The 20,337-nt window shown below is 64.8% G+C and carries 16 protein-coding genes; 9 read left to right on the forward strand and 7 right to left on the reverse strand.

What is annotated here, in order from left to right; genetic code table 11:
* Window position 1: 1 nt before the first annotated feature.
* A complete protein-coding gene (locus tag FRC98_RS21845) occupies window positions 2-394 on the reverse strand; it encodes a hypothetical protein (RefSeq protein WP_230467836.1) in 393 nt (130 codons plus the stop codon).
* Between the two features lie 186 nt (window positions 395-580).
* Window positions 581-778, reverse strand: coding sequence for a hypothetical protein (locus FRC98_RS21850; protein WP_230467837.1), 198 nt, complete (start codon window positions 776-778; stop codon window positions 581-583).
* Between the two features lie 43 nt (window positions 779-821).
* On the opposite strand from FRC98_RS21850, the gene FRC98_RS19850 reads away from it, so the two are divergent.
* Window positions 822-3,131 carry an LTA synthase family protein gene (locus tag FRC98_RS19850; protein WP_230467838.1) on the forward strand — a complete coding sequence of 770 codons (2,310 nt, stop codon included), beginning with the start codon at window positions 822-824 and terminating at the stop codon, window positions 3,129-3,131.
* 350 nt (window positions 3,132-3,481) lie between these two features.
* Here FRC98_RS19850 and FRC98_RS19855 read toward each other — a convergent pair whose 3' ends face one another.
* The 4 genes from FRC98_RS19855 to FRC98_RS19870 all read right to left on the reverse strand — a co-directional run bounded on the left by FRC98_RS19855 (window position 3,482) and on the right by FRC98_RS19870 (window position 7,444).
* The gene (locus FRC98_RS19855) at window positions 3,482-4,723 is read right to left on the reverse strand and encodes a DUF2135 domain-containing protein (protein WP_146983282.1); all 1,242 of its coding nucleotides are present in this window, start codon (window positions 4,721-4,723) and stop codon (window positions 3,482-3,484) included.
* 7 nt (window positions 4,724-4,730) lie between these two features.
* A complete protein-coding gene (locus FRC98_RS19860) occupies window positions 4,731-5,888 on the reverse strand; it encodes a hypothetical protein (protein WP_146983283.1) in 1,158 nt (385 codons plus the stop codon).
* A 360-nt stretch (window positions 5,889-6,248) separates the two neighbouring features.
* Complete coding sequence (nth, locus tag FRC98_RS19865; protein ID WP_230467839.1) at window positions 6,249-6,902, reverse strand: endonuclease III; 654 nt, start codon at window positions 6,900-6,902, stop codon at window positions 6,249-6,251.
* Window positions 6,899-7,444, reverse strand: coding sequence for a DUF4870 domain-containing protein (locus FRC98_RS19870; RefSeq protein ID WP_146983285.1), 546 nt, complete (start codon window positions 7,442-7,444; stop codon window positions 6,899-6,901). The genes nth and FRC98_RS19870 overlap by 4 nt, the downstream gene beginning before the upstream one ends.
* A 190-nt stretch (window positions 7,445-7,634) precedes the next feature.
* Here FRC98_RS19870 and fumC point away from each other — a divergent pair, with 190 nt between their 5' ends.
* From fumC to FRC98_RS19900, 6 genes are all read left to right on the forward strand, one after another.
* Entirely contained in the window at window positions 7,635-9,032 is a 1,398-nt protein-coding gene (fumC, locus tag FRC98_RS19875; protein ID WP_146983287.1) for a class II fumarate hydratase, read from the forward strand.
* A 4-nt stretch (window positions 9,033-9,036) separates the two neighbouring features.
* The gene (gene aat / locus FRC98_RS19880) at window positions 9,037-9,636 is read left to right on the forward strand and encodes a leucyl/phenylalanyl-tRNA--protein transferase (protein ID WP_146983289.1); all 600 of its coding nucleotides are present in this window, start codon (window positions 9,037-9,039) and stop codon (window positions 9,634-9,636) included.
* A 246-nt stretch (window positions 9,637-9,882) separates the two neighbouring features.
* Window positions 9,883-10,506, forward strand: coding sequence for a macro domain-containing protein (locus FRC98_RS19885; RefSeq protein WP_230467840.1), 624 nt, complete (start codon window positions 9,883-9,885; stop codon window positions 10,504-10,506).
* Between the two features lie 8 nt (window positions 10,507-10,514).
* Window positions 10,515-11,423 (forward strand): mevalonate kinase, encoded by a 909-nt coding sequence (mvk, locus tag FRC98_RS19890; RefSeq protein ID WP_230467841.1) that lies wholly within the window; start codon window positions 10,515-10,517, stop codon window positions 11,421-11,423.
* Window positions 11,424-11,431: 8 nt separating this feature from the next.
* Window positions 11,432-12,472: a diphosphomevalonate decarboxylase gene (mvaD, locus tag FRC98_RS19895; protein ID WP_230467842.1), complete on the forward strand. Its 1,041-nt coding sequence runs from the start codon at window positions 11,432-11,434 to the stop codon at window positions 12,470-12,472.
* 150 nt (window positions 12,473-12,622) lie between these two features.
* A complete protein-coding gene (locus tag FRC98_RS19900; protein WP_146983294.1) occupies window positions 12,623-15,241 on the forward strand; it encodes an ATP-dependent Clp protease ATP-binding subunit in 2,619 nt (872 codons plus the stop codon).
* Here the strand turns inward: FRC98_RS19900 and FRC98_RS19905 are convergent.
* The gene (locus FRC98_RS19905) at window positions 15,238-16,410 is read right to left on the reverse strand and encodes a serine/threonine-protein kinase (protein WP_146983296.1); all 1,173 of its coding nucleotides are present in this window, start codon (window positions 16,408-16,410) and stop codon (window positions 15,238-15,240) included. The genes FRC98_RS19900 and FRC98_RS19905 overlap by 4 nt on opposite strands.
* A gap of 503 nt (window positions 16,411-16,913) precedes the next feature.
* Between FRC98_RS19905 and FRC98_RS19910 the strand changes: the two genes are divergently transcribed.
* On the forward strand, window positions 16,914-18,173 hold the full coding sequence (locus FRC98_RS19910; RefSeq protein WP_146983297.1) for a hypothetical protein: 1,260 nt from the start codon (window positions 16,914-16,916) through the stop codon (window positions 18,171-18,173).
* A gap of 12 nt (window positions 18,174-18,185) precedes the next feature.
* Window positions 18,186-20,195: a serine/threonine-protein kinase gene (locus FRC98_RS19915; RefSeq protein ID WP_146983299.1), complete on the forward strand. Its 2,010-nt coding sequence runs from the start codon at window positions 18,186-18,188 to the stop codon at window positions 20,193-20,195.
* Window positions 20,196-20,337 lie beyond the last annotated feature (142 nt).

Below are 20,337 nucleotides of genomic sequence, written 5' to 3' on the forward strand. Positions count from 1 at the left end.
CTTAGAGGCCCTCGTCGACCTCACCATCACCGGGCTCGGGACCGGCGTCCTCGACATCGCCGGGCACGCCGTAGACGTCGCCCTCAAGGTTCTCGTCGGGGACATCCCAGGCATCACCCGTATCACCTGCATCTTCCTGCTCGACGTCCGGCGAGGGATCGTCGACGTCCTCGCCGCCACAGGCCCCGAGGAGGGTGAGGCTGAGCGCCGAGGCGGCCGCGATGCCCGTGGTCCGCTGCGCCAGGCGCGCGACCGTGCCACGTGACTGCCGCGACTCTTGCGGCCCGAACGCCGTCGAACAGAAAGGACACTCGGCCTTGGGCGCGTCGCGCTCCACACGCACGTGCGACATGCACGAGGGGCAAGTGGCCAGAATCGTCGGTTTTTCGCTCATGGTGGCGCTCCTCCAAAAAATTTCAGTGACCATCAAAGGTACAGGTATTCGGTCCCCACGACCGACACGGTGTGCCCCAACCCGCTCGGAGTCACCGGTGCGTTGCGATGGGAGGACCCTAGAAAGGGGTAGGGGGCAAAAGCAAATGCTTTTTATGCGGGGCAGCCTCAGGTGGCGATCGAGGCTTCAACGTCGGGAATCCATGCCGGCATCGCGCCAGCGCTCGACGAGGCGAACAAACTTTTGCTGGTCGTTTTTGCTCACACCGGGCTCCATCTGGCTCACGCCCCAGACGCTCCCCGCCGCGATGGCGAGCGTTCCCGTACCCACCACCCCACCCCACTGGAAATACCCGCCACTTCCGACTACATCCTCCCCTGTCACAATGCTCTCCCTGCCCCCTTCCCCCTCACCCGCGACGCCCTCCATGCTCGACCTCCTGAACCACCGCACCCTGGCAGCCCAACGGCGCTTTTTGTTGCTCAACGCCCTGCCCATTCTTCTTTTGCTGCTGGGGCTGAAGAGCGCGCGAGTCTTCAAACGCGCGCAGCTTGAGGGAGTGCTCGGCGCGCTGGATCTTTTTAAATCGGAGCTGCTCTTCGGGTTGGGCTTTGCGCTCATCGGTGTCGCGTTGCTGGGGCTCGCGCGCTCGCCACGTATTCGCACCATCTCGCACTTTGCGCTGGGCGTGGTCGCCGCGCTGGTGGCGGCGGTCGAGATCGTGGCGCACCATTTTTATATGTCGACCGGCTCCACCCTGGACGCCTCGCTGTTGATGTTCTCGCTCAACAACTTCGACGAGACCTGGAACGTGGTCTCCAGCGAGGTGCCGGTGTGGACGCTGGGCGGGTTGATCGTGGCGGTCATCTTCTTTTTGCTCGGGCCGGCGCTTTTATCGCGAGGCAAGGTGCTGGAGCCGGCCCCGGAGGAGCGCTTGCCTTCCGGAGCGATGTTGGCCGGGTCTGTTTGCCTGATCGCGCTGGCGTGCACGCCGCCCCTGGCCGAGCCCTACGCGCCCTTTGCGCGGACCTCGGTGGTGAACCTGGGGATGAGCGCGCTTGATCTAAACGCCGATGATGACGTGGTGGTTGAAGCGCGTCCCGACCTCTCAAAAGCCTCATTGGTGCAATCCCCCCCCCCCGAAACCGGTAGACCGAAGCACGTCGCGCTGATCGTGCTGGAGTCGACCCGCGCCCGCTCGACCTCGGTCTATAATCCGGAACTCGCTACAACGCCCTTCCTTGCGGAGCTGGCCGAGAAGAGCCTGGTGGCCGAGCGCGCCCACGCCGTGGTGCCGCATACCTCCAAGGCGCTCGTGGCCACGCTCTGCGGCATCGAGCCGCGGCTGAACATGCCCATCACCGAGTCCTACCCGGGGGCGCTTCCGGCGCGCTGCCTGGCCGCGCTCCTTGGCGAGCAGGGCTACGCCACGGGCTTTTTCCAGTCGGCCACCGAGCATTTTGAGGGGCGGCGCCAGCTCATCGACAACATGGGCTATGACTACTTTTTGCCCGTCAACGAGATGGAGACCCGCGGCTTCGAGAAGGCCAACTATTTTGGTTATGAAGACGATATTATGCTCAAGCCCAGCCGGGCCTGGCTGAGCGAACAAAAACATCGCCCCACCTTTTTGACCTACCTGACCCTGACTCCGCACCACGACTATCTGGCCCCGGAGCGCTACGGGCATCACGACTTTGAGCCGGATGAGGAGCTCAACGACTACCACAACACCATCCGCTACGTGGACCACTTCGTGGCCAACGTGATGGCGCAGTACAAGGAGCTCGGCCTCTACGACGACACCCTCTTTGTGATCGTCGGCGACCACGGGGAGGGCTTTGGGGAACACGGCCGCCGCCAGCACGACAACGTGATCTACGAGGAGGGGCTGCACATCCCCATGATGCTCTACAGCCCGGCGCTCCCCGAGCTTGCGGGTCGAGTGCAACCCCCGGTCAGCCAGGTCGACCTTTTGCCCACCATCGCCTCGCTTCTCGGCTTTGATCTCGACGCCGACTACCCCGGCTTTGACCTTCGGGAGGCCCCGGTGGAGCGCTCCATCTTCTCGCATTGCTGGTACGAGCGCCGCTGCATGGCCAGCATCCGCGGCGACGACAAATACATCCACCACTTTGGCGCGCAGCCCGACGAGCGTTTTGACTTAGGCCGCGACCCTCTGGAGGCCACCTCCGTATTGACGCGCCATGACGATAACGCCGCGCGCGAGCGGGAGCTGCACACCTGGCGAGCCTCGGTCAACGCCTGGCATGAGCGGCACAGCCTGCAGCTTCTCGACGGCAAGATCCTCGACGCGATGCCCCCGGTGGAGCACGAGGTCAACGTGACCCTGGGTGAGTTTGCGCGCATCCGCGGCTACGCCCTCTCCACCGATGCGTTGCGCCCGGGGCGCAAGGCCACGATCACCTATGTATTTGAAGCCTTAAAGCCCATCCCCGAGGGCTGGCTGCTCTTTGTGCACGGTAACGGGCCCCATAAGACCAAAAACCTGGACCACGTCCCGGTCAACGGCCTCTACCCGCTGCACCGCTGGAAGCCCGGTCAGTTCATCGTCGACGAGCAGATCTTCCACGTGCCGCGCGACTGGCGCGATGGCGAGTTCAACCTGCGTCTCGGCATCTACCACCCCGAGGAGGGTCGTGTGGATGTGAGCGGTGATGTGCCGATCACCGATGATAAGCGGGCCACGCTCTTTACGGTGCCGGTGCGGCGCTGAGCACATCCGATGGCTTTTGTTTATGGATCGGGCGCTCCGACCGCCGCCAGGTTCCGGCGAGTGGCTTTGACGTGACGAACACCCCATCAATGCCTTCATCCCACCTTCGTCACTTCAACGAACCCCCTCTCAAGCTCGTAAGCCCCCCTTCGTCAACGCGACGAATACCCCCTTATGGGTAATTTTTGAGCGACTGCGATTCGACGAACACCCCCTTATGGGCAATTTCGACGTCGCTGTGACGTGACGAACGCCTCCCGCACGCTTTCAGGACCTCTTCGTCGAGACACACCGGCTTTAGCTCAAAGCTCCCCGGCCTCGATCGAGGGGACAGCTCACAAAGGGCTGGCTTAAGGATTGAACCGAAAAACATCCTCAACCGCGTCGATCTCCCCCGACGGCCAGTTCACGTTTGCAACATGCCAGAATTGCCCCTGGCGCATGGGTTCGCGCTGGAACTCATCGGCGAGTGTACCTGCGACGTAGATACGCACCGTGGCGAAGCTATCGCCCAGGCCACGGTCGGCGAAGTAATGGACGCCGACGCCGTAGCTCAGGCCGTCTTCAGGCTCGTTGAGGTTAATATTTTCGGGCCCCCACCCGTTGCCGCGGTCGATGTCGAGGCTCGCTCCCCAGGCAGGCCGAGGGTTCTGCCAGTAACAGTCGTAGGGTATCCGCCCCCAGCGGCCGAGAGGATGCAGGACGTGCAGATCGAGGTCGCTGCCGTGGTCGTCGTAACGCTCGAGATCCCGCGGTGTGTCCCATACGAGTTGGATGTGCAGCGCAGCATCGGGCAGGGCCACCAGCTCCATGCGGGCTGGCTCGCAGGAGCGCTCGCCACGGTCGTTCCAGACGTGTAGCTCAACGATATAGTGGCCGGCGAGCTCGAGAAAAAGCTCGTTCGTCCAGCTCGACGGTCCCGAGGTGAGTTGAACCGCGCCGTCAGCGGGCTGCTCGACGATCGCCCATTCCACCGCCGTGATGTCGCCACCACCGGACTCGAAACTACTCAGGGCGCTGAGCTCAATGCTGTCGAGGGGGGCGCCATCAAGGCGCCCGTCCGGCTGTGCACGTGCCTCGCCGCGAAGCCGATGGCGAGCCTCAATGACCGGAATCGGGCAGACTTCGGGGAGGCGCAGCACCTCGGCGGTGAGCCTGACTTGATGCTCAGGGAGCTGCGGGTCATTGCTCGCAATATACAACCAACCCGTGGCTCCCTCGCCCTGGAGTACGCTCACCGTGAGCTCGACGGCGAAGGATTCGCCCGGCGCGATGGTGAGCGGCATGTCTCCCCCCCCCAGCGCGACACCAAAAGGCTCTGTCACGTAGAGCCCATAGATCTCGAGGTCAGCGCTACCCGTGTTTCGCAACGTGACCGTGTGCGCGACCTCGGTGCCAGGCTCAACCAGCCCAAAATCCACCTCTTCGGGGGCTTCGAGCCGAGGTTCCTCCTCGAAAACGTACTCCTCAAACTCCCAGGGCTCACCGACATTGTTCTCTCTCGGAACTATGTCTGAACCACACGCCGTCGCAGTAAGGAGCAATACGAGTACCACCAGGATCGGAAGCCGACCTATCGAGATGAAATTCATAGATTCCTCACCGGCACCATCGGCGGCGCTGAAGCGCGAGACCGATCACAATCCAGAATAGCCACCAGACTCCGTTGGTTGGTGAGTCCCCCAGACTCGATGCACACCCACAGCCCTCGCCGATTGCATCGAACGCCGACGAGCTCCCATCCCCGCCAGCCCCATCCCCACTGCCAGGGCCGCCGTAGCTTTCATCGAGACCGCTCTGGTCCTCGTCCGGCTGGCCGTCGCGGTCATTGTCCACATAGGGCTGGTCTGTGCAGTCCGAACGCGCCGGGACGGGCTCCGTGCGCGGCTCATAGGGGCTCATCTCCGACTTATTGATGCAGACAGGGGCACTTCGTGCCGTCGTGCCATCGCTCAGACGCTCGGCTTCGACAGAGAAGCAAAAGGGGCCCTCGTCATCGGGAGCGTACTCGATGGAAAGAGCCGCGTTTTCGCGTGGCGAGTGATCCCAGAGCGCCTCAACGACCTCGTCTTCCCGAACGATTCGGTAGAAGGTCTGCCGAGACTCTGGCTCGACGAAGTGACGAGAGGCTTCGACCGTGGGGTGGTAAACATAACTCTGGTGCCAGCACCTCGATCCATACCCACATGAATCAAACTCATACTCGCAGCAGATGGTGTGGCCGCCCGTGCGTTCCGTCACGCCCAGGGATTCAATGGATACAAGGGGAGCGTTCCATTCCTCGCCATTAATAGGTTCGGTAGCTTCGAACTCAATGCGGAGCGACTCTGCCGGTTCAATGACATCGATCTGGACATCATAGTCTTCCCCTACAACGAAGGCTGAATCCGGGCGCCAGATAAACAGACTCTGGAGCCCTACCCCGACGACCGTCGTAACGGGCTGCGGACGATCCGCGTCAGGGTCGAGGCCAAGGAGACGCGTGTGAAGTCCGCCGGGCACGGCATGACCTTCAGAATCAAAGACGCGTATTTTTATGTACTGAGCGGCATCTTCGGGAAGCACGTCAACGAGGAAGCCATCAAAAGCTAGAACACCATCGACCGGTACTGTTGCAACCTGCGTGACATAAGGACTGACATACACTCCCGGTGGCGAGGTGGTACATGCGTCCGCCTTTGCCGGCATCATCAGAGCCACTGATATGGCTGTAAGCATTAGAACACTACTAAAACCGGTAAGGGCGCGCAGGGGCATCGGAGCTCCGAAAAATAATTAAGTGTTCGCCGCGATCGATGGAGTCTGCTGAGGAGAACGAAACGCGGACAGCCTTACCGACATCGGTGTAAGAGAAGACGACCGTTGGCGGGCTCAAGGCGGCACTGTTCCTTCGAGCTCAGAGCGGTACACGAAACCCTGACCCTATAGCAAAAGTGTCGGGATTTTAGAGAAGTTCGCGGGCCCATCGCATGATCAGTTCTGATAACGCGTGAGGCGTAGAGGGAATTGGAGTTCCAGGCGGGCACAAGACCCGCCCCTACGGCGTGGGAGGGTTTTGCAAAACGCCGTATATGAATAGAGGCTTCTGCCACCCGCTTGCGCCCTACCCAACCTCGCTCAAAGCTCCCCCGCCTCGATCTGCCTGCAGATCACACACGTCTCCAGATCGTGGCCCCGCGCCGGGCAGTACTCCCGGCCGTAGAAGATGATCTGCAGATGGCGAGCGTTCCAGGTGGACTCGTCAAAAAGCTCGCGCAGGTCGTCCTCGGTCTGGCGGACGTTTTTGGCGTTGCTCAAGCCCCAGCGCTCGGCCAGGCGGTGGATGTGGGTGTCGACGGGAAAGGAGGGCACGTCGAACCACTGGGAAAGCACGACCTGGGCCGTTTTGCGCCCCACCCCCGGCAACTTCGTGAGCTCTTTCAGGGTGCCGGGGACCTCGCCATCGAACTCGTCGACCAGGATATGCGAGAGGGCGAGGATGTTTTTGGCTTTGGTCGGGGCGAGCCCGCAGGAGCGGATGGTGTGCTGGATTTTGTCGACGGGCTGGCGAGCCATGTCATGGGGGTTGTCGGCCAGCGCGAAGAGATCCGGCGTGACCATGTTGACGCGTTTGTCGGTGCATTGGGCCGAGAGGAGCACGGCGACCAGCAGCGTGTAGGCGTCTTTATGGTCGAGGGGGACCGGCGTGGTGGGGTAGAGCTCGTCGAGGATCTGGCCGATGGTCTCGGCGCGGGCTTTTTTCGCCTTCTTACTACGCAACGTCTTCGTCACTTCTTGACCTCAATCCATTTGAAGATGCGCTCTCCCAGGGGGCCGAGCGCGGCCTGGCCAGCTTCAACGCCGGCCGAGGCGCGGTAAATACCAATCAGGGCAGGGATATAAGCCACAAGCGCCAGGGGCAAGAAGAGCGCGCAGTTGAGCGTGGCCAGGAGCACAAAGGCGTAACACAAAAGGTAGATGGCGCCGGCGGCTTTAGCGTGGTGCAGGCTAAAGGGGTTGTCGCGCAGCACCAGCGGCACGATGAAAAAAGGCACGCCAAAGAGCACCGAGCAGTAGCTGAGCACGGCCAGGCCCACGCCTTTTTCGCGGTCGAAATAACGAAAGCGCCGGGGGCGGCCCCGCTCCTCGTCGGTGCGGTCGGGGGACTGCGCGTCGATCGTTGAGGAGGGGAGCGGCCGGAGCTGGGTGTGGCGAAGGGGGCGCTCTTCAAGCTCGGCCTGAAGGCGGCGCATGGCCGCATCGGTGGGGTCACCGCTCTGGGAGGTGGGGGGCTTGCCCCGGCTCCCCCGGTCCTTAACTGCGTCATCGCTCATAGGTGTCTCGTGCGCTGGCCTCAGAGCACATTATGGCCACGCGGGCCACGGTGACCACCGCCGCAGCGGTTTGGGCCGATGGACCCGGCGCGCATCTCACGGCTTGAGTTTGACGCGCTGAACCCCATAATGCAGGCGCCAAAACGACCGATGTATGGCCACAAAACGCTCAACCCAAAAGGATCACAAGATGTCGACTCGCACCGAATACGACTCAATGGGCGCGGTGGAAGTGCCCTCCGACGCCTACTGGGGCGCCCAGACCCAGCGCTCCATCCAGAACTTCAAGATCGGCGGCCACCGCATGCCTCGCCCCATGATCAAGGCGCTGGGGATGGTCAAGCACGCCACCGCCGAGGCCAACTGTGGCCTGGGGCTTTTGAGCGAAGAGAAAAAGAAGGCGATTCAGGCCGCCGCCCAGGAGGTCATCGACGGCAAGCTCGATGAGCATTTCCCGCTGGTGGTCTGGCAGACGGGAAGCGGCACGCAGACCAACATGAATACCAACGAGGTCATCGCGAACCGCGCCATCGAGATGCTCGGCGGGGAGCTCGGGTCGAAGAGCCCGATTCACCCCAACGATGATGTGAACAAGAGCCAGTCGACCAACGACAGCTTCCCCACGGCCAGCGCCGTGGCGATCGTCGACCAGTTTGAGAGCGCGCTGCTCCCGGCGCTCTCCCACCTTCGCGACGCGCTCGACGCCAAGGCCGAAGCGTTTGCGGACATCGTCAAAGTCGGCCGCACCCACCTGATGGACGCCACGCCGCTGACCCTCGGTCAGGAGTTTTCGGGCTACTCGGCGCAGCTCACCTACGCCGAGCGCGCCATCCGCCAGTCGCTGGAGCTTCTGGTGGAGCTGGCCATCGGCGGCACCGCGGTGGGAAGCGGCCTGAACACGGTCGAAGGTTACGATAAGGCCGTCTGCGACGCTCTGGCGGCCATGAGCGGCTACGCCTTTAAGCCCGCGCCCAACAAATTTGCGCTGCTCGCCGGCAAAGAGGCGATCGTGGAGGCCCACGGCGCGCTCAAGACCCTGGCGACCTCGCTCAACAAGATCGCCAACGATATCCGCTGGATGGGAAGCGGCCCGCGTTGTGGGTTCGGCGAGTTGGTGTTGCCGAGCAATGAGCCCGGCTCTTCGATCATGCCTGGCAAGGTCAACCCGACCCAGTCCGAAGCCATGACGATGGTCTGCGCGCACGTCTTCGGCAACGACGCGGCGGTGGGCTTTGCGGCGGCCAACGGCAACTTTGAGCTCAACGTCTACAAGCCGATGCTCGTGCATAACGTGCTCGAATCCACTCGCCTGCTCACCGACGCGATGCACTCATTTACCGACAACTGCGTGGTGGGCATTGAGCCGGACCGCGAGCAGATCGCCGACTACCTGGAGCGCTGCCTGATGCTGGTGACCGCGCTCAACCCGGTGATCGGCTACGACAAGGCCGCGGAAGTCGCCAAGAAGGCCTACAAAGAGAAGACGACGCTTCGTCAGGCCATCACCGAGCTCGGCTATCTGTCTGGCGAGGAGTTCGATAAGGCGATCAACCCCAGAGCGATGACGCATCCGAAGGCGAAGGCATAACGCGATGGATGAGACGCGCCCCTCCGCACAGCTTTTGCTCTCGGCCTACGCCCAGGGGATTTTCCCGATGGCGCATCCCGAGCAGGAGGGGCGCATCTACTGGTATGCGCCCGATCCGCGCGCGATTCTGCCGCTGGACGGCCTGCGCATCTCGCGGCGTTTTCGGCAGACCTTGCGCAAGAAACCCTTTGAGATTCGTTTCAACACGGATTTTGAGGGTGTCATCGAAGCCTGCGCGGAGCCGCGGCCCGGCCAGCCGCAGACGTGGATCTCCGAAGGGATCAAAGAGGTCTACACCGAGCTTCACCGGCTGGGCTTTGCCCACTGTGTCGAAGCCTGGGAGGGTGATCGCCTGGTGGGCGGGCTCTATGGCGTGGCGCTGGCCGGGCTTTTTGCCGGTGAGTCGATGTTTCATCGGGCGACCGACGCCTCGAAGATCTGCCTTGTGCATCTGGTCGAGCGGCTTAACGCGCGGGGATTTAGCCTGCTCGATGTGCAGTTTCAGACCTCGCACCTGGAGCGGCTGGGGGTGATCGAAATCAGCCGCGAGGCGTATGAGGCCAGGCTGGTCGAGGCGCTCAAGCTGGAGTGCAGCTTTGCGTAAGCGCGATGCATTTCGGGCCGACGGTTTGCTTGCCTCTGGCCAGATGCGCTTAGGTTGGCGCGCATCACGCCCGCACACACGAGCAGCATGGCGTCGGGACGCCCCGTAGCCTCAAGGCGCGCCGCCTTGCTGCCCGGGCTTCAATCGCCTAGAAAGGGCGTTTGGCCGCCCGCGTCGGTGGGCCAGCCCCACCTTTTTGTTCCATCCCAAAATCGCATACTGACTGACCCCATGCAGGACACCTTTATGGAAGATTCCAAACGCCATCTCATCGTCACCCAGGGTGATATCACGCTGATCTCGATGCCCGAGGGGGCGCTGGTCAACCCGTCGAACACCGGGCTGATCCTCAACAGCGGCGGCAACAGCGACAACACCGTGAGCAACGCGATTGCGCGCCGCGGCGGTCCTTTTATGCAGCAGACTCTGCATATGGCGCGCAGCGGGCTGCGCAACAACCGCCTGGAGCCGGGCCGCGCCGTCGACACCGAAGCCGGGCAGCTGCCGGTCAAGCGCCTGATCCACGTCTCGATCGTGGGTGCCAAGAAGATCAATGCGCGCCTGGTGTCCAACGCCATCCTCAACGCCTACGACCTGGCCGATGAGCTGGAGCTCAAAGAGCTGGCGTTTCCGGCGATCGGCCTGCAGATGGGCGGCATCACGCTGGAGGAGTTCATGGACATCTTCTGGCGCATCACCGCCGAAGAACTCCCGCGTCTCAAAAACGTCAAGCAGGTCTACCTCTGCCTCTTCAGTGGCGAGGAGTACGAGCTGGGGAGCGCGTACGCCGAGAAGAACGTCGATGAGCTTCCGGAGTCGATCGACCTTGAGATCAGCGAGTCGGGCTTTGCGCGCGGGCTCTTTGGTTGATGGGCGAGGTGGCTGAGGGGCGCGGACGAGGCAAGCTGATCCTCTTCGGGGAGCATGCCGTGGTGCACGGCTATGCGGCGGTGGCCTGCGGGCTGCCGCTGGGTGCGGTGGCGTGTGTGCGCCACGGGCGCTCCGAGGCGTTTCGCGTCGATCACCCGGCGGGCAGCTTCCTGGCCGAGGGCAAGGTGCTTGAGGCCGCCCGCGGCATCGTGGAGCGTTTTGGGCTTACGCTCGAAGCGCTCGATGGCCATGTGCGCCTGGAGGTCCCGGTGGGCGCGGGCATGGGAAGCTCGGCGGCGCTGGCTGTGGCGCTGGCCCGCGCCGCCCACAAACTCTCGGGGCGCGGCGATGCGAAGACCGTCGAAGAGGCGGTGAGCTTTGCCGAGGGGCTTTTTCACGGCCGAGCCTCGGGCATCGACCAGAGCGCGGCGCTGGGCGGCGGGGTGTTTGCCTTTAAGCGCGACGCGGCAGGCGGCCCCCCCACCCTCGAGCCTGTGCGCGCCCCGACGCTCCGGCTGGTGGTGGCCCAGGTGGCCCCTTCGGCCTCCACCGCCGAGATGGTCGCCGGGGTGAGCGCGCTGGCCGAGCGCCGGCGTGCAACCGCAGCGGTCTTTGAGGCCATCGGGCAGGTCGCCGCCGAGGGCCGTCAGGCGCTGGAGGCCGGCGATCTCCAGGCCGTCGGCGAATATATGAACATCAACCAGGGGTTACTCGCCGCGCTGGGTGTGTCGATCCCGGCGATCGACGAGGCCTGTCACCTGGCGCGCGGTGCCGGGGCCCTGGGCGCGAAGCTCACCGGCGCCGGCGGTGGCGGGTGCGTGGTGGCGCTGGGCCCCGATGAGGCCACAACCCGGGCGATACGGGAGGGCTGGGAGGTGCGCGGCTGGCCCGTCTACACCTTCACCCTCGAGAGCTAAAGGACACCATGTTTGCCTTCCCCCCTTACAACACCTCCTCGCCACCGATGGAGGCGACGGCCTTTGCCCACCCCAACATCGCGCTGGTCAAGTACTGGGGCAAACGCGACACCGACCTCAACCTGCCGGTGGCCGGGAGCCTCTCGTTGACCCTGGGCGGCCTCTCCACCACCACGCGGGTGCGCTACCGCGACGACATCAGCCGCGACATCGTCATCCTCGACGGCAAAGAGCTGCGCCAGGGCAGCCGCGCGTATCAGCGGGTGGTCGAGTTTGTGCAACTGGTGCGCAACGAATCCAACCACGACTACTTTGCCGAGGTGGAGACGGCCAACGACTTCCCCACCGCCGCCGGGCTGGCCTCGTCGGCCTCGGGTTTTGCGGCGCTGGCGCTGGCAGCCACCTCGGCGGCCGGGCTGCATCTTCTCGATGAGCAGCTCTCCGCGCTGGCCCGCCGCGGCTCGGGCTCGGCGGCCCGCTCGATCTACGGCGGGTTTGCGGAGATGCGCCGCGGCAGCCGCAAAGACGGCCACGACGCCTTCGCCGTGCCCATCGCCGGGCCGGAGCATTGGGATCTACGCTGCGTGGTGGCCGTGACCACCCAGGGCGAAAAAGACATCAGCTCCACCGAAGGCATGCTGCGCACCCAGGAGAGCTCACCACTCTTTACCCCCTGGGCCGACACCGTGGCCGGCGACATCGTCGAGGCCACCGACGCCATCAAAGCGCGCGACTTTCAGGCGCTGGGACGCGTCGCCGAGCGCTCCTGCCTGGGCATGCACGCCAGCGCCATGGCCGCCGACCCCGGGGTGATCTACTGGAACCCGACCACCCTGGAGCTGATTCACCGGGTGCGGCGCGCGCGCCGCGACGGGCTGCAGGTCTTCTTTACGATCGACGCCGGCCCTCACGTCAAAGTCTTCTGCCCGGCGCGCGAGCTCTCGGCGGTGCGCTCGGTATTGGGGCAGATCGGCGGCGTGAGCGATCTGATCGTCGCGCGCCCCGGTGAGGGCGCGGCGCTCGTCGCCGCCGATGCGGTGAACGCTTAAGGCGCTCTGCCCTGGACGGACTCCCCCCGGTTGACACCGGCCGGTGGCGAGGGTCAGATTGCCGCCACCCGAATGTGCCCTATCTGTTGTGCGACTCGCTTTTATGGCGAGCGTTGTGGACTGGATGTACCTGTCGCCCCGAGCCTTACGATGCCCCAGAAATTCGACCTGTCTCGCTTCACTCAAAAAGCCCGCAAAGCCCTGGAGCGCGCCCAGGGCCTGGCAAAGACGCTGCGCCACGATCACGTCGAGGTGGAGCATACGCTGCTCGCGATGCTCGAGCAGGACGACTCGGTGGCCACGAGCCTTCTGGAGAACCTGGGCGCCAACCCCAAGGCCCTGGGCCGCAAGCTCATCGACGAGCTGGAGCTCTTGCCCAAAACCTACCGCAACCAGGAGCAGCCCTTTATCAGCAAAGATCTGCTCGCTGCGCTTCAGGAAGGCGGGGAGCTGGCCAATACGCTGGGCGATCAGTTCACCAGCAGCGAGCATCTGCTCATCGCCTTTGCGCGCCGCACGTCGAGCTACGCCGGCAAACAACTTCGTGACGCCGGAGCCACCGCCGAGAAGCTGGAGGAAGCGGTAAGGAAGGCCCGCGGCGGCCAGAAAATCACCAGCGCCGAAGGCCCCGTCTCCGAGATTCTTGGCAAATACGCCCAGGACATCACCGGCATGGCCGAGCGCGGCGAGCTCGACCCGGTCATCGGCCGCGACGCCGAGATCCGGCGCGTCATGCAAGTCCTCACTCGCCGCACCAAAAACAACCCGGTGCTGCTCGGCCACCCGGGCGTGGGCAAGACCTCCATCGTGCACGCCCTGGCCCAGCGCCTGGTCGCCGGCGACGTGCCCACCGGCCTCGCCGGAAAACGCCTGATGCGCCTGGATCTGGGCGCGCTGGTGGCCGGCACCAGCCTGCGCGGCCAGTTTGAAGAGCGCATCAAGACGGTGGTGCAGGAAGTTGTGAACAGCCAGGGCCGCATCATCCTCTTCATCGACGAGCTGCATCAGCTTGTCGGCGCCGGCGGCAAAGACAGCTCGATGAACGCCTCCAACATGCTCAAGCCCGCGCTGGCGCGTGGTGAGCTGAGCGTCATCGGCACCAGCACCGTTGAGGAGTACCGCCAGCATGTGGAGGCCGACGCCGCGCTGGAGCGCCGTTTTCAGTCGATCCACGTGGAGGAGGTCTCGACCGACGGCTGCGTCTCGATCCTTCGCGGCATCAAGCAGGGCTTCGAGATTCACCACGGCGTGCAGATCGACGACAGCGCGCTGGTGGCCGCCGCCCAGATGACGGCGCGTTATGTGCAGGATCGTTACCTGCCCGACAAAGCCATCGACGCCATCGATGAGGCCGCCAGCCGCCTGCGCCTGGAGATCGACAGCAAACCCACCGAGCTCGACGCCCTGGAGCGTCGCATGCACGCCCTGGAGATGGAGCGCCAGACCATCGCCGACGCCACCAACCCGGAGACGGTGGAGGAGCGCACCGAGCTTGAGAACCGCATCGAGAGCCTGCGCGAAGAGGCCGCGCGCCTGCGCGTGCGCTGGGAGACTGAAAAAGTGGTGCTCGACGAGATCACCACCATCAAAGAAGAGCTGGAGGCCACCGAGAAGACCTCCCAGGAGGCCCAGCGCGCTGGCGAGCTGGGGCGTGCGGCCGAGATTCGCTACAGCGTGCTGCCAAAGCTCAAGCAGAAGCTCGAGGCGGCCCAGGCCCGCATGAGCGAGCTGCATAAAGAAGAGCGCCTGCTCAAAGACTACGTCGACGCCAACGACATCGGCGAAGTCATTGCCGATTGGACCGGCATCCCCGTGAGCAAAATGCTGGAGTCGGAGCGCGAGAAGCTGCTCAACATGCCCGATCGCCTGCGCCAGCGTGTGGTCGGGCAGGACTCGGCCATCGAAATCATCTGCAGCGCCATCTGGCGCTCGCGCGCGGGTCTTCAGGACCGCAACCGCCCCATCGGCAACTTCATGTTCGTGGGCCCCACCGGCGTCGGCAAAACCGAGCTCGCCAAGGCCCTCTCCGAGTTTCTCTTCGACAGCGAAGACGCCATCGTGCGCATCGACATGTCGGAGTACATGGAGCAGTCCAAGGTCAACACGCTCATCGGCTCCGCCCGCGGCTACGTGGGCAGCGAGCAGGGCGGCGTGCTCACCGAGGCCGTGCGCCTCAAACCCTACAGCGTGGTGCTCTTCGACGAGGCCGAGAAGGCCCACCCCGATGTGTTCAACCTGCTCTTGCAGCTGATGGACGAGGGCCGCCTGACCGACAGCCAGGGCCGCCGCGTCGATTTTACCAACACGCTGGTGATCCTCACCTCCAACGTGGGAAGCCGCGAGATCATGGACTTAAGCGGCAAGGCCTCCGGCGAAGAGATGACCGACGCGGTGCAGGAGATCCTGCGCGACCACTTCCGCCCGGAATTCCTCAACCGCCTCGACGCGCCGATCGTCTTCCAGGCCCTCGACAAAGACGCCATCCGCCTCATCGTCGACATTCAGAAAAGGCGTCTTCGCAAGATGATGGCCGAGCAACGCATGACCATCGAGATCAGCGACGCCGCCAAAGACTTTCTGGCTGAAGAAGGCTTTGAGCCCGAATACGGCGCGCGCCCGCTCAAGCGCGCCATCGGCAACTTCATTCAGGACCCGCTGGCCGTGGAGGTGCTCGAAGGCAAGTTCGTCGCCGGCGACCATGTGGTCGTGGAGGTCGCCGAAGACGGGGAGTCGCTGGTCTTTACCAGAGGCGATCGCGACGCCGATTAAGGTGCGCCCAGGGTGAGATAAGCCAGCGCGGCGACGATCAGCACAATGATCACCGCCAGCCAGGGCCAACCCAGCCCGGAGCGGACCTCCTCTTCCCGCTCTTCAGCGCGACGCACCGCAGAGCCCTCGGCTAAGGCCGAGGGCTCGCTTGTTTCTGCGGGCTCCTCGCGCGCCACGCTGATCAGCGGCCCCGACGAGAGGTGGCTCTTGAGCGCACGATTCTTCTCCGGGTTCTCCATCTCCAGCCCCAGCCAGGGCGCCGGCAGCATCACCATGCCAAACCCCTTGTCTTCGCGGACCGGAAGATCGTCGAGGCTCAGATAACGCCGAAAGATCTCCGCTCGCCCAAAACGCTTCTTGGCCAGGGGCTGCAGCGTGCGCGCGAGCAAAAGCGTGACGCCGGGCATCTCAAGCGCCTCAATACGCTCATAGGCCGTAAAGCTCAGCGGGCTCTCCACCCGGGCGCGGGGCTCCTCGCCACTGAGCAAAAAACTCATCAGCGCGCCGGCCCCGTAGATATCGGCCGCCGCGCGCAGCATCGTACCGGACGTCTCCTCACGAACCTCGGGCGCGGTGTAGGCCGGATGCGTGGTGAGCTGCCAGGGCTTGAGCTTGACGCCCTTACTCACCACGCACCCCGGGAGCTGGGCGCGCAGCGTGTCGTCGCCCTGAAGCACAAAACGCCGCGGATCGAAGTCGCGCCAGTAGTAGCCGGCCTTGTGCGTAGCCACGAGAAGATCGCCCAGCTGCGCCATGATTTTGAGCGCGAGCTCGGCGGGCATGCCCTCGGGCCAGCGCGTCTGCACGGCCTCAAAGAGCGTGGGCCCCGCGCAGCGCTCGATCACCAGAAGCGGCTCTCCCGCCCCGCCCGGCCCCTCTTTAATGTCCAGCAACGCGATCTTACGCGCGACCACCTCGCCATCCGAGAGCGCATCGAGGTACTCCGCCAGGTGGCTGAGCTGCTCACGGCGCGTGGCCACATAGGCCACGTCATCCAGGCGCGCCTCATCGTAGCTCAGCGCCAGGCCGAGACGCTCTTCCGCCCCCGCCTCGGCGCCCTCTTCAGCGATGGCGACGACCTGCAGTTCGTCGCGCTCCTCGCGCATCGCGAGCGCCTTAAATGCGGTGGGCTGGTCGTGAATGTCGATGAGGCGGGAGGTGTCGTCCATGGGTATCTTCTCGCTGATGGTGCCGGTCGCCGCGTGATGCGGCGCGTGATGAGGCCGCGACCATACTCTCCCGCGCGCAGGAGGCAACTGCCATGCGGCGAGGCGTCGCAGGTGGGCACAACCCATCACCCAGAATCCGCTATTTGCCGGGCAAAAGGCATCGAGGGTCGCCTCGGGGCGTGCCGAGCGTGACACGTTGGCACAGCGCATCGTTTTGACCCCACCCCCTGCGTGGTATTTTGCAACAGTCCATCGCCTCGACCCCACCCCCTGCGTGGTATTTTGCAACAGTCCATCGCCTCGACCCCACCCCCTACGTGGTATTTTGCAACAGTCCATCGCCTTACCCCCCACCTCACCGTGACACATTGGCACAATGCATCGTCTCGGATCTGCTTTTAAGCGAGTTGAGGCCATCCTCGATGCCCCGGCCACCTTGCCGCGGCTTATTCGCGCCTGATACTTTCATCCGCGATGGTCAACCCACCTCCCGGAGCTCGCCAATGAAGCCACGATGCAGCGCTCGCCAGGGCCCGGCTCACCACCTGACGGCGGCCCTGCTCACCGCCTGCGCGGTACTAAGCGGGACGCCGGAGCTTCGGGCCGAGGAGGCGGTGTGCGGGGGCTGGGCAAACGGCCAACAGGTCGCACAGATCAACGATGAGCGCCTGGCCGAGTCCTCCGGGCTCGCCGCCGGCTGGCAAAACCCCGACGTGCTCTGGACGCATAACGACTCCGGCGACAGCGCGCGCCTCTTCGCCCTCTCGACCGCTCCCTCCGACGATGCCGGCGATCCCGACGCCTCCCCCATCCTCACCGAGCTCACGCTCGAAGGCGCCGAAAACATCGACTGGGAGGATATGGCGATTGGCCCCTGCTCCGCCGGTGGCGCCACCGCGTGCATCTACGTGGCCGACTTCGGCGACAACCTCAAACAACGCGACGAGGTTGTGCTCTACCGCTTTGAAGAGCCCGACCTCGGCAGCCCACCAGCCCCCGAGCTCACCCTCACTGACGGCATCACCGCCCAACGCTTCACCTACGAGGGCGGCCCCCGCGACGCCGAGGCCCTGCTCGTCGATCCTCAAAGCGCTGCGATCTTCATCATCGAGAAAGTCGAAGAGGCCTCAAGCCAGGTCTTTGAGCTCGCCGGCGCTTTTGAGGACGATGCGCCGCTCGAAGCACGGCCGGTCGCCACGCTCACCCTGGCCGAGAACTTCAGCTTTGGCCGCATGATCACCGCCGCCGACGTGGCGCCTGACGGGCGCTCCTTTTCGCTGCGAACTTACACCCACCTCTACACCTACTGCGCGCCCGGGGGCGATCTTCGCCAGGCCTTTGAGAGCGAGCCGCAGCGCCTGCTCGTCAACCCGGGCACCATCCAGGGCGAGGCGCTGGGCTATGCACGCGATGGCGAGTCGATCTGGTTGACGAGCGAGCGGCTGCCCGCCCCGCTGCTGCGCTTCTCGCGCGCCCCCGCCGATGATGCGGGAGATGTCCCCGACGCCGGCGACACCCCCGATCCCCAGGACATTGATGAGGACGCCGGCCCGGGCGATCCCGACGACGATCACGACGCCGGCGGCGACGATGACCCTCAGGATGAGCCCGAAGAATCGCGCTCTCAGCTCAGCGGGGGATGTTCGATGCTCGCCAGTGCGCCCTCCCCCGGCTATGTTCCGGAATGGATTGTCGGGCTTCTGGCGGTTGTAGGTCTGCGCCGCGCCTTGAATCGTTTTGCGACACGCACTCCCCTGCCTTAGCGATAGCTGCTTATGCGTGACACCCCTGCCATCCCCGCGGAAAACGCATCCCCTCAACCCGGCGCCTCCAGCGCCGAGGCCGAGCCAACCCGCGCCCTCGACGCCGGCGCCTCCGACGCGCTTGCGGCAGCGAGCTCCGAGCCGGAGGTCCAGGCGGAGCGCGATGATGGGGGCAGCGCAGAGGTGGGGACTGAGACGGCGGCGCCCGAGGACTCCCTCACCGAGGGCAGCCTGATCGCGGGTCGCTACCGCCTGGAGCGCCCCCTGGGCGACGGCGGCATGGGGCAGGTCTACCGCGCCGAACACGTGCTCATGCGCAAGACCGTCGCGCTCAAAGTGCTGCACGCCGAGCTCACCGAAAACAAAGAGGTCGTCGCCCGTTTTCAGCGCGAGGCTCAGGCCGCAGCGCTGCTGGATAGCCCGCACGTCTGCCAGGCCACCGACTTTGGCCAGACCGACGATGGCGAGTTCTTCCTGGTCATGGAGTACCTCGAAGGCCAGACCCTGCACGAGGCGATGGCCCTGGGTAAGATGCCGCTCATACGCGCCGCCCATATCGTCCGCCAGGTCGCCACGGCGCTGGCCCAGGCCCACGCGCACGGCATCGTGCACCGCGACTTAAAGCCCGAAAACATCATGCTCGTCGACCGCGAGGGTGACCCGGACTTTGTCAAAATCATGGATTTCGGCATCGCCCGCATCTCCATGGCCGAAGAGGCCGGCGGCGAAAAACCCACGCGCCTGACCCGCAAGGGCATGGTCTACGGCACGCCGCATTATATGGCGCCGGAGCAGATCGCCGGGGCCGAGGTCGACGCCCGCGCCGACCTCTATGCTCTGGGCGTGGTCTTTTTTGAGATGCTCACCGGCCAGCCTCCTTACGACGATGAGAACGTCGCGCGCCTGATGGGCAAACACGTCACCCACCCCATCCCCACCCTGCGCGAGCGCTGCCCGGAGGTGGCCTTTCCCCAGGCCGCCGAGCGCCTGATCGCCCGCCTGCTCGCCAAGGACGCCGACGGGCGCCCGGCCAACGCCGAAGCGCTCATCGAAGAACTCGACGCGCTCAAAGACAGCCCGCTCACAGCGGCGATTGCGCCCATCGCCACAGCCGCCGCCAGCGCCGCCGGCGACTCGCTCACCTCTCTGCGTCAGCGCGCCGTCGAGGTCAGCGGCCCGCTGCGTGAGCGCATCCTGGAGACAAGCGCCCCCTTACGCGAACGCTGGAAAAGCGAAGTTTTGCCCCGCTGGCAGGCCCTCTCCCCCGATGAGCAACGCCTGATCCGCGGGCTCGCCATCGGCGCGCTGGTGATGGTGGTCTCGATCCTCGCGCTGACCTTCTACGTCATCAGCGGCGACACCCGCGCCCAACGCCAGACCGAGGCCTCGCGTGAAGCGCTCATGGAAGATCCGCAGGTGCTCGAAGCCCTGGCCGCAGCCCGCACCGGCGATCGCGCCGCGCTCGAAGCGCTCCTTCTTCAAAACCCCGACGACGCCGACCTGCGCTACCTGGCGCTGATGGCCGATCTGCATGTCGAGCGCGAGGTCGATCTTCTCGAAGAAGCCCGCACCATCGTAGCGGCCGACGAACGCTACGCCCACGACCCGGCCCTGGTCGACGCGGTGGTCGCGCGCTTCGCCTCAGGCAATGACGACGCGGCAACTTGGCTCAAGGACCACCTCACCTCCACCTCGCGCTCCGCCATCGCGCGCGTGGCCAGCCAGGGCGAACGCGCCTCGATCCGGCGCCGCGCCCACGCTTTTCTGGAGGACGCCGAAGCCCTCGACGATCTCGATCGCTGGGAGCGCCTGGGCGTGGAGCTGCGCGTGGCCGGCAACTGCGAGGGCTACAAAGAGAAGATCGAAGCCATCGTCGACCTCGATGATCCCCGCGCCCGCCCCACCCTCCAGGCGATGAGCGACTCGCCAAAAGTCGGCTGCGGATTTCTCAACCGTCGCGATTGCATCGCCTGTGTGCGCGACGACCTTAAACGCGCCCTGGAAGTCCTGCCCGAACCTTAAGTGGCGTCAAAGCCCAACGCTCGCGGAACGACACCGCAGGTGTGGGAGAGTTCACCACCCCCGGTTGCGCCAGCTTCGCCTCCTCGTTAGACTTCGGGCCACTGCTACGCTGTTTTCTGACAACGTTTTGACGGGAGCCTGA

The organism is Lujinxingia vulgaris (genome assembly GCF_007997015.1).
Taxonomy (GTDB): Bacteria; Myxococcota_A; Bradymonadia; order Bradymonadales; family Bradymonadaceae; genus Lujinxingia; species Lujinxingia vulgaris.